The organism is Roseateles sp. GW823-FHT07B05 (genome assembly GCF_058794515.1).
Genome location: NZ_JBXAGX010000004.1, coordinates 417097 through 430820, shown reverse-complemented (window position 1 = coordinate 430820; position 13724 = coordinate 417097). Strand labels below are relative to the sequence as shown.

General features: G+C 72.3%; 15 protein-coding genes. 4 read left to right on the top strand and 11 right to left on the bottom strand.

All coding sequences use genetic code 11. The features are described 5' to 3' along the window. Positions 1–152 precede the first annotated feature (152 nt). Genes AC1Q7O_RS12260 through AC1Q7O_RS12250 form a run of 3 tightly spaced genes read left to right on the top strand, consistent with a single transcriptional unit; the run spans position 153 to position 3510 of the window. Positions 153–2129, top strand: coding sequence for a methyl-accepting chemotaxis protein (locus AC1Q7O_RS12260; protein ID WP_492659876.1), 1977 nt, complete (start codon positions 153–155; stop codon positions 2127–2129). A 42-nt stretch (positions 2130–2171) separates the two neighbouring features. Then, positions 2172–2834, top strand: a complete 663-nt coding sequence (locus AC1Q7O_RS12255) for a hypothetical protein (protein ID WP_492659877.1) — start codon at positions 2172–2174, stop codon at positions 2832–2834. Between the two features lie 7 nt (positions 2835–2841). After that, a complete protein-coding gene (locus AC1Q7O_RS12250; protein WP_492659878.1) occupies positions 2842–3510 on the top strand; it encodes a phosphatase PAP2 family protein in 669 nt (222 codons plus the stop codon). Between the two features lie 139 nt (positions 3511–3649). Here the strand turns inward: AC1Q7O_RS12250 and AC1Q7O_RS12245 are convergent, their stop codons facing one another. The 9 genes from AC1Q7O_RS12245 to AC1Q7O_RS12205 form a co-directional block, all read right to left on the bottom strand. Continuing rightward, a complete protein-coding gene (locus AC1Q7O_RS12245) occupies positions 3650–4042 on the bottom strand; it encodes a YybH family protein (protein WP_492659879.1) in 393 nt (130 codons plus the stop codon). A 16-nt stretch (positions 4043–4058) separates the two neighbouring features. Then, on the bottom strand, positions 4059–5327 hold the full coding sequence (locus AC1Q7O_RS12240) for an RNA polymerase sigma factor (RefSeq protein WP_492660035.1): 1269 nt from the start codon (positions 5325–5327) through the stop codon (positions 4059–4061). Continuing rightward, entirely contained in the window at positions 5324–5809 is a 486-nt protein-coding gene (locus AC1Q7O_RS12235) for a VOC family protein (RefSeq protein WP_492659880.1), read from the bottom strand. Before AC1Q7O_RS12235 ends, AC1Q7O_RS12240 begins: the two co-directional genes overlap by 4 nt. 6 nt (positions 5810–5815) lie before the next feature. Then, the gene (locus tag AC1Q7O_RS12230) at positions 5816–6223 is read right to left on the bottom strand and encodes a VOC family protein (RefSeq protein ID WP_492659881.1); all 408 of its coding nucleotides are present in this window, start codon (positions 6221–6223) and stop codon (positions 5816–5818) included. Positions 6224–6228: 5 nt separating this feature from the next. After that, complete coding sequence (locus tag AC1Q7O_RS12225) at positions 6229–6630, bottom strand: VOC family protein (RefSeq protein ID WP_492659882.1); 402 nt, start codon at positions 6628–6630, stop codon at positions 6229–6231. A gap of 11 nt (positions 6631–6641) precedes the next feature. Next, on the bottom strand, positions 6642–7085 hold the full coding sequence (locus AC1Q7O_RS12220) for an SRPBCC domain-containing protein (RefSeq protein ID WP_492659883.1): 444 nt from the start codon (positions 7083–7085) through the stop codon (positions 6642–6644). Next, positions 7082–7621, bottom strand: coding sequence for an SRPBCC family protein (locus AC1Q7O_RS12215; protein ID WP_492659884.1), 540 nt, complete (start codon positions 7619–7621; stop codon positions 7082–7084). Before AC1Q7O_RS12215 ends, AC1Q7O_RS12220 begins: the two co-directional genes overlap by 4 nt. Positions 7622–7632: 11 nt before the next feature. After that, on the bottom strand, positions 7633–8037 hold the full coding sequence (locus AC1Q7O_RS12210; protein WP_492659885.1) for a YciI family protein: 405 nt from the start codon (positions 8035–8037) through the stop codon (positions 7633–7635). A 339-nt stretch (positions 8038–8376) separates the two neighbouring features. Beyond that, positions 8377–8724, bottom strand: coding sequence for a YciI family protein (locus AC1Q7O_RS12205; protein WP_492659886.1), 348 nt, complete (start codon positions 8722–8724; stop codon positions 8377–8379). A 154-nt stretch (positions 8725–8878) separates the two neighbouring features. On the opposite strand from AC1Q7O_RS12205, the gene AC1Q7O_RS12200 reads away from it, so the two are divergent. Next, positions 8879–10582 (top strand): sensor histidine kinase, encoded by a 1704-nt coding sequence (locus AC1Q7O_RS12200; protein WP_492659887.1) that lies wholly within the window; start codon positions 8879–8881, stop codon positions 10580–10582. A gap of 150 nt (positions 10583–10732) precedes the next feature. Here AC1Q7O_RS12200 and AC1Q7O_RS12195 read toward each other — a convergent pair whose 3' ends face one another. Both AC1Q7O_RS12195 and AC1Q7O_RS12190 read right to left on the bottom strand, forming a co-directional pair. Further along, positions 10733–12196, bottom strand: coding sequence for a hypothetical protein (locus tag AC1Q7O_RS12195; RefSeq protein WP_492659888.1), 1464 nt, complete (start codon positions 12194–12196; stop codon positions 10733–10735). Between the two features lie 6 nt (positions 12197–12202). Beyond that, on the bottom strand, positions 12203–13453 hold the full coding sequence (locus AC1Q7O_RS12190) for an SPFH domain-containing protein (RefSeq protein WP_492660036.1): 1251 nt from the start codon (positions 13451–13453) through the stop codon (positions 12203–12205). Positions 13454–13724: the final 271 nt, after the last annotated feature.

Here is a 13724-nt window from a genome sequence, read left to right as displayed (position 1 = left end):
ACGCACCAGCGGCCTTGCCAGCAACCTTTCTTCACCGGACAGTCAACGCCCGCGGGCGACAGCCCGCTTTTCCCCGGTGCGGGCCGGGCCGACGCCGCCAAGGCGTCGGCCCGGCCGGTGCTGCCCCCCGCCCACAGCGTTCGTCCATCACCATGTCCGACACGTACTCCCGCTCCCGCGCCGGCCAGGCCACCAGCACCCCCGGCTGGGCCCGTCCCGGCGTCGCCTGGTTCCGCAACATGCGCTTCCCGGCCAAGGCCGCGGTGATCCTGGCCTTCCTGCTGGTGCCCATCCTCGTCACGTCGGCCATGCTGGTGTCGGACCGGCAGGCCGCGATCGCCACCGCGCAGATGGAGCGCCTGGGCCTGCGCGGCGTGCAGCTGGTGATGCCGGCCATGGACGCGACGCAGCTGCTGCGCCGTGCGCTGGTGGACCAGGCCAACGGCGTGGACCGGCCCGACCTGGCCGACCTGCGCCGCCGCTTCAAGGACGCGACCGCGGCGCTGACCCGGGACGGCAAGCCGCTGCTTGGCCAGTTGCCCAACCCGGGCAAGGAACACTGGGACGCGCTGACCGCGGCGCTCAAGGCCGCCGAGGCACAGCCCGCCGGCCTGCCCGCCGCCGAGGTGCGCAAGCCCTATGTCGAGATCAGCGGCCAGCTCGGCGAGCTGGTGCAGCACCTGGTGGATGAAAGCGGCCTGGCGCTCGACCCCGATGGCGACTCCTACTACCTGATGGCCGCCGGCACCGTCGCCCTGCCCGATCTGATGGAGACGGCCGGCCTCACGCGCGCGGCGCTGGCCAGTCTGGCGGCCGAGCCGCAGAACGCCAAACGCACCGCGCAGGCGGCCGCCAGCCTGGCGGTGGACAAGAAGCTGCTGGCCCAGTTGGAGGGCGACCTGCAGCGCGCCGCCGAGTTCAACCCCGCGCTGCCAGCGCAGAAGTACCTGGCACAGCTCGACCCGGCCAAGGCCTTGGTCGCGAAGATGGAGCCGCTGGTGATGCAGCAGGCCGCCGAGCTGCCCGCGCCCGCGGACATCGTGCGCCAGAGCAGCGCCGCCATCGAGTCGCTGGGCGGGCTGCAGCGCGCCGTGGCCGCCGACCTGGACGGCCTGCTGGCCGCGCGTGAGGCGCGGCTGTTCAGCCGGATGGTGGCCGGCCTGGGCATCGTTGCCGTGATGACGCTGGGCGGCCTGTACTTCTTCTACTGCTTCTACCTGTCCATGCGCTCCGGCATGCGCACGCTCAGCAAGCGCATGCACGCGATGGCCACCGGCGACCTGACCGACACGCTGGTGCCCAAGGGCCGCGACGAGACATCGGACCTGCTGCAGTCGCTGGCCGAGATGCAGACCTCGCTGCGCGGCACGGTGCGCGACGTCCGCGAGGCGGCCGACGCCATCATCCTGTCGTCGCAGGAGGTGGCCGCCGGCAGCATGGACCTGTCGCAGCGCACCGAGCAGGCGGCCGCCAACCTGGAGGAGACGGCCTCGGCCATGGAGCAGATCAGCGCCACGGTGGCCAGCACCAGCGACGGCGCCGGCCAGGCCACGCAGGCGGCCCACAGCAACGTGCAGCTGGCCCAGCGCGGCGGCGAGGTGATCGGCCAGGTGGTGGACACCATGTCCGGCATCGAGGCCTCCAGCCGCCGCATCGGCGAGATCATCGGCGTCATCGACAGCATCGCCTTCCAGACCAACATCCTTGCGCTGAATGCCGCCGTCGAGGCCGCCCGGGCCGGCGAGCAGGGCCGGGGATTTGCGGTGGTCGCCAGCGAGGTGCGGGCGCTGGCCCAGCGCAGCGCCGAGGCCGCGCGCGAGATCAAGCAGCTCATCCTGGAGAGTGGCGAACGCGTCGATGGCGGCCAGAAGATCGTCGCCGAGGCCGGCACCACCATCCGCGCCATCGTCGACAGCACCCGCCAGGTGGGCGATCTGCTGGGCGCGATCGCCAACGGCGCGCGGGAGCAGTCGCAGGGCATCTCGCAGGTCGGCTCGTCCATCCAGGAGCTGGACCAGATGACGCAGCAGAACGCCGCCTTGGTGGAGCAGACGGCAGCGGCCTCCACGGCCATGCGCCAGCATGCCGAACAGCTGGCGGCGGCCGTGGGCGTGTTCCGGCTGCCCTGACGCCACCCCGGCGGCGGCGCGCGGTGTAGATTCACGCGCGCCATGAACCGCCTGCTGTCCGAACTCCACCGCCTGTACCCGCCGGCCCCAGCCGGCCACGCCCACTCCCTGCTGCTGGCGCTGGGCCGACCGGCGGACTGGGAGGCGCTGGGCAGCGTCTGGCGCGGCGTGCAGGCCGACCTCGGCTTGCCCGCGCCCGGCATCGCCGTATCGGGCACGGACGCCATGCAGCTGTGGCTGTCCCTGCAGCAGCCGGTGAGCACCGCGCGCGCCGCCGACTTCCTGGCCCGGCTGGCGGCGCGCTACCTGCCGGGTATTGCGCCCGCGCGGCTGCACCTGCTGGCAAGCGACCAGCCGCCGCCCGTGCCGGCGCAGGACGCGGCATCGGGCAACTGGTCGGCCTTTGTCGCGCCCGACCTCGCGCCGGTGTTCGTCGACACGCCGTGGCTGGACATCCCGCCCGGTGCCGACGGCCAGGCCGACCTGCTGGCCCGGCTGCAGCCCATCCCACCCGCGGCCTTCGAGGCCGCGCTGCAGGCACTGAAGCCTGCCAGCGTTCCGCCAGCCCCTACGGCCACCACGACGGCGCTCGCCCCTGCCGGCGATGTGGACCCGCGGCAGTTCCTGCAGCGCGTGCTGAACGACGAGTCCGTGCCGCTGGCGCTGCGCGTCGAGGCCGCCAAGGCCCTGCTGCCGCGTGGATGACCGCGCCATGACAGCGCACACGGCCTCTCCCACCCGGCTGCAACGCCGCCTGACCCTGGCCGTTGTGCTGCTGGCGCTGAGCGTCTTCATCGCACTGGCCGGCCAGATGCGCGACGCCGCCACCGAGCACTGGGACGAGGCAGCGCTGCAGCTGGCGCAGCAATGGCGCGCGACACACCCGCTCGTAGAAATGGTGATGCGCGAGTTCAGCGCGCTGGGCAGCACGCCGGTGCTGACGCTGTTCACGGTGCTCGCAGCGGGCTATCTGTGCTGCGTAGGCCGGCCGGCGCGGGCGGCGGCGGTCAGCGTGGCGATGATCACCGGGGCGCTGGCCGTCACAGCGCTGAAGTCCGCCTTCGGCCGCGCGCGGCCCGATCCCGAGTTCGCCGCGCTGATGCAGGAGGGCCTGAGCTTCCCCAGCGGCCACGCCAGCATGTCCGCGGTGTTCTACCTGACCGTGGGCGTGCTGGTCGCACAGCGGCACGGGCGCCTGCGCGAGCGCACCTTCCTGATGGCGGCGGCCGTGTTCATGGCCGGGCTGATCGGCGTCACCCGCGTGATGCTGGGCGTGCACTGGGCCAGCGACGTGCTGGCCGGCTGGGCCTTCGGCGCCGGCTGGGCAGCGCTGTGGTTCGGCATCGCCGCGCAGCTGCGCGACGCACGCCAGCCCTCATGACAAAGCAAGGCCCGACGCGCCGGCGTCAGGCCTTTCATCGGCCTGCCCATCGAGCAGCAGGTCAGTTCTGGCTTGTCCAGCTTGCTGGTTGGGGGCAGCTCGCGAACCCCACATCCCGCAATGGCGCGGTTGACGAGTATCAGGCCGGCACCGGCATCAGCGTGTGCACATCCCGCGCCAAGCGCCACGCGCCGTCGGGCTGGCGGCGGTAGACGGTCATGCGGTGGCCGGCCAGCTGCGTGGGGGCGCCACCGGCGCGGGGGGTCAGCGTCAGCGTGTCGCGGGCGCGGGTGTAGGCCACGTCGCCGGCCACGACGACCTCCTCCAGGTCGCTGATGCAGCGCAGCTGGAAGTCCCGGTGCCCGGCCTCGAAGCCGGCCGGAAAACCCTCGCGCCCGAACGGGGCCTGGCCCGGGCTGAAGAACACCACGTCGTCGGTCATCATGCCCAGCAGCGGCTGCAGCCGGCCGGCGTTGACGGCGTCGATGAACGTGGTGTGCACGGCTCGAATGGCGTCTTCTTCGGTGAGCATTTCCGATTCCTCCGGTTCAGTTGGCCAGGCGCGTCGCACGCTCCAGCAACAGCGCGCGCTGCACCTCGTTGTCCTGCAGTTCCGCCGCGCGCAGGTAGGCCTCGCGGGCCTCGCCCACGCGGCCCAGGCGCTCCAGCACGTCGGCCTGGGCGCCGGCCAGGTAGGGGTAGCGCTTGAGCTGCGGCTCGGCCGCCAATGCATCCAGCAGCGGCAGCGCGGCCGCCGGGCCGTCGGCGAAGCTGACGGCCAGCGCGCGGTTCAGCGCGACGACGGGCGAGGGGTTCAGGGCCAGCAGCCGGTCGTAGCCGGCGACGATTGAGCCCCAGTCGGTGTCCTCGGCGCGCGCCGCGCGGGCGTGGCAGGCGGCGATCGACGCCTGCAGCGTGTACGGCCCCGGCGCGCCCAGGGCCAGGGCTTGCGCCAGCGCGGCCAGGCCACGCTGGATGAGCAGGCGGTCCCACCGGCGGCGGTCCTGGTCGGGCAGCAGCACGGGGCGGCCTTCGGCGTCCAGCCGCGCGGGCAGCCGCGAAGCCTGGATCTCCAGCAGCGCAGCCAGGCCGTGCACCTCGGCGTCCTGCGGCAGCAGGTGCTGCAGCTGGCGGGCCAGGCGCAGCGCCTCGTCGCACAGCGCCGGGCGCAGCAGCGTGGCGCCGCTGCCGGCGCTGTGGCCCTCGTTGAAGATCAGGTAGACCACGGCCAGCACGGCGCCCAGGCGCTGCTCGCGCTCGGCCGCGTCGGGCAGCTCGTAGGCCTGGCCATTGAGCGCCTTCTTCGCGCGCACGATGCGCTGGGCCACGGTGGCCTCGGGCTGCAGGAAGGCGCGGGCGATCTCGGCCGTCTCCAGCCCGCCCAGCAGCCGCAGCGTCAGCGCCACCTGCGCCTCGCGCGGCAGCACCGGATGGCAGGCGATGAAGATGAGCCGCAGCTGCTCGTCGCCGATCTCGGCCTGATCGCGCGCGGCGTCCAGCTGCTCGGTGAAGTCGGGCACGACGTGGGTGCCGTAGGCCTCGTCGTCGGCGGCCAGGTGCTCGTGCTCGCGCTCCAGCATCGCGCGGCGGCGCAGCCGGTCCAGCGCCTTGTTGCGGGTGGCGGCCATCAGCCACGCGGCCGGGTTGGCGGGCTGGCCGTCGCGCGGCCAGGTGTCCATCGCGGCGATGAGGGCGTCCTGCGCGCAGTCCTCGGCTTCGTCCAGGTCCCGCAGCAGCTTGGCCGCCGCGCCCACGAGGCGGCTGCGCTCGATGCGCCAGACGCCGGCGGCAATGTCCGCATGGCTCACGGTGCTCAGGCGCCTTCGTAGGCCTTCTTCAAGGCCGGGAGGTCAATCTTTTCCATCTGCCAGATGGCCTGGAACACGCGCTGCACGCGGGCCGCATCGGGGTCGCGGATCATGTCGAACCAGGCCGCGGGAATGATCTGCCACGACAGGCCCCAGGCGTCCTCCACCCAGCCGCAGGCCTTGGGCTTGCCACCGCCGTCGGGGAGTTCGGTCCACAGGTGGTCGATCTCCGCCTGGTCTTCGCAGGCCACCATCAGCGAGAACGCCTCGGTCAGCTTGAAGTGCGGGCCGCCGTTGAAGGCCGTCATCAGCTGGCCCAGCAGCTCGAACTGCACCACCATGACCGAGCCGGCCGCGCCGGGCGAGTTCTCGCCCCAGCGCTGCGTGTGCGTGACCTGGCCGCTGCCGAACACCTTCAGGTAGTGCGCAACGGCGTCTTCGGCGCCCTTCTCGTACCAGATGAAGGGAGTGATCTTTTGCTGGATCTTCATCGCGGTCTACTCCTGGGGTGGCGTGCCGGTCATGTAGGCGAGTTCCCAGATGTGACCATCCAGGTCCTCAAAGCCGTGGCCGTACATGAAGTCGCCATGGATCTGCGGCTCGCGCGGCACGGCGGCGCCGGCGGCGCGGGCCTTGGTGACGAGGCTGTCCACCTCCTCACGGCTCTCGCAGCTCAGGCACACCAGCACCTCGGTGGCGGCGGTGGCATCCACCAGCGGCTTGGACGTGAAGCCGCGGGCGAAGTCTTCGGTCAGCAGCATCGCGTAGAGGTTGGGGCCCAGCTCCAGGCAGGCGCCGATGTCGTTGGTGAACTGCGGGTTGAAGGTGTAGCCCAGCGCCTCGAAGAAGGCCTTGCTGCGCGCCAGGTCCTTGACGGGCAGGTTGACGAAGATCTGCTTGTGCATGTCGGTCACTCCGGCGTGATGAGGGGTTGGACGAGGTGGATCAGGTTGCCGCAGCCGTCCTCGAACATGACGGCCTTGATGGGACCCATGTCCACCGGCTCGCCGCGCACGACGACACCGCGCTCGCGCAGCTTCTGCGCCTCGGCCTCCACGTCGGTCGTCACGAAGGCGTTGATGGGCACGCCGGCGTCGTACAGCGCCTTCTGGTAGACCTTGGACGCGTCCATCATCATCGGGTCCAGCGACAGCTCCACGCCATGGATGCCTTCGGGCGAGACGACCGTCAGCCAGCGGTACGTGGGCCCCATCTGGATGTCGGCCATCTTCGTGAAGCCCAGCTTCTGCGTGTAGAACGCCAGCGCCTTCTCCTGGTCGTCGACCATGACGCTGGTCACCTTGATCTGCATGATGTGTCCTTTCAGTGGGTGGACTCGGCCAGTGCCTTCAGGCGCTGCAGCGCACGGGGCCAGCTGTCGGTGAGGAAGTCGGTGAAGCCGTCGTTCCAGCTCTGCAGGTGGATGTCGAGGTGCGTGCCGCCGGCGGGGGTGGCGCTGAACTCGTAGCGCTCGTGCGCTGGCGCGTGGATCAGCGGGCTGTCGGCGTTGGGGCGGCCGGCGGTGAAGTCGCCCACCAGCCGCAGCGACACGCGTTCATGCCGCACGTTCTCGTCGACGATGGCGTCCATGCCGTTGCCATCCGGGTCGCGGAACGCGATGCGCGCGCCCTGCGCCCACGAGCCCTCGTAGTACGACCCCTCGCAGAAGGCGCAGGTCCAGTCGCGGTAGGCGATGGCGTCGAACATGCAGTCCCACACGCGCGCCACGGGCGCCGCGATGTCGATGCCGTAGTGCAGGTCCTTCATGCCTTCACCTCGGCGAGCCGGCGCAGGTTCTGCAGGCCGTCCTCGAAATCGCGGCCCACCATCTTGTCCATGTTGATGAACACGCCCATGAGCTTGCTGATGAAGTTGGCCGGGCCGTGCATCGTCCAGCGCACCTCGGTCGCGCCGTCGGCGGTGGGCTGCAGCGCGAACTCGGCCTGGTTGTGCGCCTCGAAGGGCTTCACGAAGTCCAGCTTCATCTGCACCGCGCGGCCCGGCTGCTGGCCGGTGATCTCCAGGCTGCCGCTGCCCACTTCCTGGCTATCCCAGTCGTAGCGCGAGCCCACGCCGCTGGCGGCGCCGCTGTACGCGCCCTTGATCAGCGGGTCCTTGCGCTCGTAGGGGTTCCAGCGGTTGAAGGCGCGCAGCTCGCTGACCAGGGGCCAGACCTTGTCTGCCGGCGCCGCGACGCGCAGGCGGCGCTCGACGCGGAATTCGTCGGGCCGCGTGGCGGCGTAGGCCAGCAGCAGCACCAGCGCGGCGCCCAAGCCGATGAGGAAGAGGGAGACATTGCTCATGGCGGTCTCCTTCAGGCGCTGGGGATGGCCATGTCGCCGCCGGGCGCGAAGTCGGCATCCTCGTACAGCCGGCGCACCTCGATCTCGCAGGGGATGCCGACAAACGGCTTGGGGAAGCGGCTGGCCCAGGCGCGGGCCTCGTCCTCGTCGCGCACCTGGATGAGCGTGTAGCCGGCGATCAGCTCCTTGGCCTCGGCGAACGGGCCGTCGACGAGCTCGACACGGCCGTCGGCGCCGTAGCGCTGGCGCCAGCCGTCGCGGCTGGGGCGCAGCCCGGCGCCGTCCAGCAGCACGCCGGCACGGGCCATCTCACCGTGGAAGGCGCCCATGGCCTCGAACAGCGGCGCGTACTCGGGCCCGGGCGGGTCACCGCGCTCGCTGACGACGGTGGCGCGGACTTGGATCATGAATCGCATTGGGGGGCTCTCCTGAAGTTGGCAGGCAAGCTGTTCTCGCTGCCTTCATGACCACGACGATCCACGCGACGCCGTTTCGACAGGTTCCGGGAAACTACCGAGCCCGCTCAACGTAGGGGGTTCCGGGCCGAGCGCCGGGCCGCCCCAAGCCGGCCCGCCGGGCGATGTGCGGGCGGCTCAATGCCGCACGCATCGCCGTCCCCTCGGGGGCTGAGCCCGGACACATCGCACCCAGTGGGGGCGATGTGCCTGGCGAAGGGCTGCGTCACAAGACGCAGCGCGGTCTGCAAGACCGACCGGCCTTGCCCGCGTTCAGCGAGGCAAGGCCGGGCGAGGGGCTCACAGATAGCAGGGGCCCACCCCCCGTATCTCCACCGTCGCCCACTCCGCCGCCGGGCAGCGCTCGGCCCAGGCCAGCGCGACGGCTTCGTCGTCGGTGTCCAGCAGGAAATAGCCGCCCACCATCTCCTTGGCCTCGGCGAACGGGCCATCCCAGACCTGCGCGGCGCCGTCACGTTTGGCGAGCCGCTTGGCGGCCGAGCCCAGCGAGTTCACACCCAGCAGCAGCCCCTCGGCCTGCAGCGCCGCGGCGAAGTCCAGCATGCGCTGGTAAGCCACCTCGCCGCCGGCGCGGCCGCGTTCGGCGCGCTGGCCCAGGGGTTCGACGATGAGCAGCATCTGCGGCACGGCGGTCTCCGTATCGTTGGGAATGGCGCGCGATTCTGACGCGGTGCACCGCCCCGGGCGTCAGCAGGATGGGTGTAAATTGCCACCGGCCTGCTAACGCCGTGTCATGGGGCCCGTCAGGGCCCCGGCGGCAGGCCATTCAGCGGAGGCCGAGATGAACGACATGACCCATGTCGCGATACTGCTCGTGAAGACCCGGCCCGGGTTGCCCATCATCGGTGTGGCCTCGGGGCATGCCAAGGTGCTGGGCTACGACCCGCAGGCGCTGGCCGGCATGCCGCTGTCGCTGCTGTGCCCGCTGCGCCAGCCCGACGGCCGCCCCTCGGCCGAGACGCTGGACGCGCTGCTGGCCCAGGTGCAGCAGGCCGGCGCGCTGAGCGTGCCGTGGACCTTCCAGACCCGCGCGGGCGAGACCCGCCCCCACGAGCTGCACCTGACGTTCAGCGAGCGCGACGGCGAGCCGCAGCTGGCCGTGTGCATGGTGGACGTCAGCCGCATGCAGTTCGCCGAGGTGCTGAACCACGCCAAGAACGAGCTGCTGGAGATGGTGGCCACCGGCCAGCCGCTCAAGCCCGTGCTGGAGCGGCTGACGGCGCTCATCGAGTCGCAGTTCACCGGCCTGTACTGCACCGTACTGCTGCTGGACCTGGACGGCGTGCATGTACACGCGGCCGCCGGCCCGCGCATGCCGGCCGAGTACATGCAGGCACTGGAGGGCGCCGAGATCGGCCCCACCGCCGGCTCCTGCGGCACGGCCATGTTCGACGACCGGCTGGTGGTGGTGGACAACATCGCCACCCACCCGCTGTGGGCGCAGTACCGCGACCTGGCGCTGCCCTACGGCTTCCGGGCCTGCTGGTCGGCGCCCATCCACGGGCCGGACCGCCGCGTCATCGGCAGCTTCGCGATGTACTACCGCGAGGTGCGCCGCCCCACGCCGGAGGAGCTGGAAGCGCTGCACACGGCCAGCCACCTGGCCGGCATTGCCATCGACCAGGAACGCCGCGCCGAGGAGCGGCGCCGCGCCGCGCAATGGCTGGAAGAGCAGGTGCAGGCACGCACGCGCGAGCTGCTGGCCGCGCAGGACGAGCTCGTCAACAGCCGCAAGCTCGCCGCCTTGGGCCAGCTGCTGGCCGGCATCGCGCACGAGATGAACACGCCGCTGGGCAACGCACTGCTCAGCGCCAGCGCGCTGCGCGCCGGCAGCGCGGGCTTTGCCGAGCGTCTGGCGGGCGGCCAGCCGCTCAAGCGCCAGGAGCTGGCCGACTGGATCGCGCAGACGCGCGACGGCGCCACGCTGGTGGAGCAGAACGTCGAGCGCGCGCTGCGGCTGGTCAACCGCTTCAAGCAGCTCACCGACGGCACGGGTCGCGCACAGCGGGAGCGCTTCGACCTGCGCGACGCCGTGCTGCGCGCCTGGGCGCGCGTGCAGACCCGCCTCAGCGTGGAGCGGGTGCGGCTGGCCTGCGAGCTGCCCGAGGGCCTCGTGCTCGACGGCTACCCCGAGGTGCTGCAGCAGGTGCTGGAACAGCTGCTGGAGAACGCCTGCATCCACGGCTTCCGCGAGGGCCGCGAGGGCCGCATCCGCGTCAGCGCCAGCCGCCCCGACGAGACGCGGCTGACGCTGGAGGTGCGCGACAACGGCGTGGGCATGCCGGCGGCCGACGTGGCGCGCGCCTTCGAGCCCTTCTTCACCACCACCTTCGGCCAGGGCGGCAGCGGGCTGGGCCTGTTCGTCGCGCACAGCCTCGTCAGCGGCATGCTGGGGGGCAGCCTGCAGATGCAGAGCTGGCCGGGCGAGGGCACGCTGGCGCGGCTGGAGCTGCCGCTGCACGAGACGATGCGGCTGGCGGCTTGAAAGGGTGCCCCTCGCCTGGTCTCGCCTGCTGAACGCGGCGAACCCAGTCGATCCCCCGAGGGGATGGCGATGCAAGCGGCATCGAGCCGCTTGCACATCGCTTGCGCGGGCCGGCTTGGGGCGGCCCGGCGCCGGTCCGCCTGAACACCGTCAGCGGCGGATCGGCGAGCCGCCGCGCCAGGCCGGGTCGCTCCAGCGCTGGAAGGCGCCCAGCAGCGCCGGCTCGGGGGACTGCTTCTCGGTCACCAGCCCGGCCAGCGTGACGACCTCGAAGCTGCGGCGGTAGCGGCCCTCGGCGCGGAACTCGCGCGCCACCAGCAGTTGCTGGCCGCCCGGCACCCAGCCGGCGAACTCGGCCACGCCCAGGCCCGGCTGCGCCGGCGCTGGCGGCATCACGTCGACATGCCAGCCGTCACGGTCTTTCGTGAACAGCCACAGCTCGCGCCAGCCGTCCAGCGGCTGCACCGCCAGCGCCAGCGCACGGCCCTCGCGGTTCAGTGACGCCGATGCGAGCGCCACCTGGCCGAAGGTGCAGCGCCGCGCGGCGGGCTTGCCGCCTTCCTTCAGCGCCACGCAGCGCTGGCCATCGGCGCCGGGCTCCAGCGCCAGTTGCACCGCGCCGAAGTCACGCGGCGTGGCCGCGGTGCCCAGCCAGCGCGCCGCGTTCACGCGCATCGCGGCGTCGGCGTAGGCGGCCTGGTCGTCCTCGGTCAGCTCGGTGGGCACGATGCCGGCAAACTCGGCCAGCGCCTGCGGCTGCACGGCGTCGCCACGGCGAGCCTGCGCAAAGGCGAGGCTCGCGGCCACGGACGCCCTGCGCATCTGCAGCCGGTTCTTCCAGTGCACCGGCAGCGTGGCGGCGTCCACCTGGGCCAGCACCTGCTGGCGCCACTGGTCGCGCGCCTCCTGCTCGCGCACCGTGGCGCGGGGGTTCAGGCAGTCGGGCCGCGTCAGCGCCAGCGCGGCGCGCACACGCTGCTCGGGCGAGGCGGCGGTGGCCAGCACGCGGCGGAAGGCGTCGCCCTCAAAGCAGACCTGCACGCGGCCGTCCTCGGCGTCGAGCTGCTCGAACTTCAGGCCGTAGCGCGCAGCCACGTCCATCTGCGCGGCGAGCTGGCCTTCGCCGAGCTTGGCGTTGGGCAGCGACGCACGGTCGGCGATGCGCTCGGCAAACGTGCCCAGCGCGTCCAGCGCCTCGGCGCCGCCGGGGCCGGCCAGCTCCGCCGGCGTCGCGGCCTGCACGTAGGCGGCCGCCAGGCCCAGGCCCAGGCCTTCGGTGCCCCATTGCTGGCGCGCCAGGCGCAGCTGGGCCAGCAGCTCGGCGGTGGCCCCATCGCCGCGAGGCAACGGCAACACCTGGCTCTTGCGCAGCCAGCCGCCGCGCTCGCGGCGGTAGTCCCACACCTGCCAGTGGTCACCGCGCTCGCCGCGGATCTCCAGCGCCTCGCCGCGGCCCAGCTGGGCCTGCAACGACGCGGTGTCGCGCGGCGCCCCGCGCAGCGGCGAGTCCTGCGACACGAGGCCGGCGCGCGGGAAGTCCGCCGCCTCGGCATGGGTGGTCAGCACGGCAGCGGCTAGCGCGGCGGCCACGACGATCAGCACAAAGCGACGCATGGCGGCTTACTCCTGCTCCGGCTGGGCCTTGGGCGGCACAGGCTGCACGCCGGCCAGCAGCGCGCTGCCGATGAAGCCGCCCGAGCCGGGGGGCGCGATGATGACCTGCACCTTGTCCGACAGCTTGTCGGCCATGGCCTTCTGCACCAGCAGCGGGTGGCGCGTCAGCAGCTCGCCCTCGGTGGCCATCTGGCCGGCGTTGGCCTTGCCCACCTGGGCCACGCGGTAGGCCTCGGCGTCGGCCAGCTTCTGGCGCGCGGCGGCCTCGGCCGCCACCTCGATGCGGCGCGCCTCGGCCTGGCCCTCCGCCTGCTTCACGCGCGCGGCGCTGTCGGCCTGCGCTTCCAGCGCGCGCTGCTCGATCTGCTTCTGCTTGAAGGGCAGCACATGCTTCATCGCCTCTTCCTGCGCCTTGGCCGCGATGATCTGCTCGCGCCCGGCGGCCTCGGCGGCCGTCTCGCGGCGCACCTTGTCGGCGGCCGCCTCGAACTCGGTCTCCTTGACCTTCTTCTCGCTGATCTCCAGCGTGTAGCGCATGCGCTCGCTGGCCAGGCTGTCGGCCAGCAGGCGGTCCATGCCGCGGCGGTAGTCGGCCGGCAGGTCCACCGAGCCGATCTGCACGCCCTTGAGCTGGATGCCGTCGGCCGCCAGCCTGGCACGCAGCTCCGCCTCCAACGCGGCGGCGATCTCGGCGCGCTGGCTGGAGAAGATCTCGCGCACCGTGTGGCGGGCGATCTGCTTGTAGACAACCGCCTGCACGGCCGGCGCGATGACGTCGGCCTCGATGTCATCCGGCAGCTTGGCGCTCAGCTCGGCCAGGCGGGTGCTGTCCACCGTCCAGCGCAGGTTCATGTCCAGGCCCAGCGACAGGCCTTCCACCGACTGCAGCGGTGCCGGGCCGTTGGCGCGGGCGATGCCGGCGGGGCGGTAGCTCTGGTCGCGCAGCGGGAACAGGCGCACCTCGTGCAGGCCGGGGATGCGCAGGAAGCTGCCGTCACGGAACTCGCTGGTGCCGCCGCTGAACTGGTTGGTGCGCACCGCCGCCTGGCCGTGCGGCACGGCCTGCACCGGCGGGTGCATGACGACGGCATAGCCCGCAGCCGTCACGGCCGTGACGAGCAGCAGCGGCGGCAGTGCACGGCGCAGCGAGCGCGCGGCGACGGGCGCGGCGGCGGTGGCCGCGCCCAGGGTGCGCCCGGCCCCACGGCCGAAGGCGTTGCGCAGCGAGGCAGCGAGGGACTTGAGGCGGTGCAGCATGGTGACGGACTCCTTGGCCGTGTTGCGCATCGGCGTTGTGCGATGCATGGCAGCCATGGTTCCCGGTCCCGCGGGAAGGGACGAGCGCGGCGCGGGGTGAAGCTCTTCCGCGCGGGCGGAAAGAATCTTCCGCAGCCCCCACTGGTCGCCCGCCGCCCGGTCGCTCATCAGTTCTGGGGACGAGCGGCCGGGTGTACCCCCAACGCGGTACGCCGCCGTCACCCTCGCCGGCAGGTACGACGACTACGCTAGCCCGCCATGTCCGCTGCCG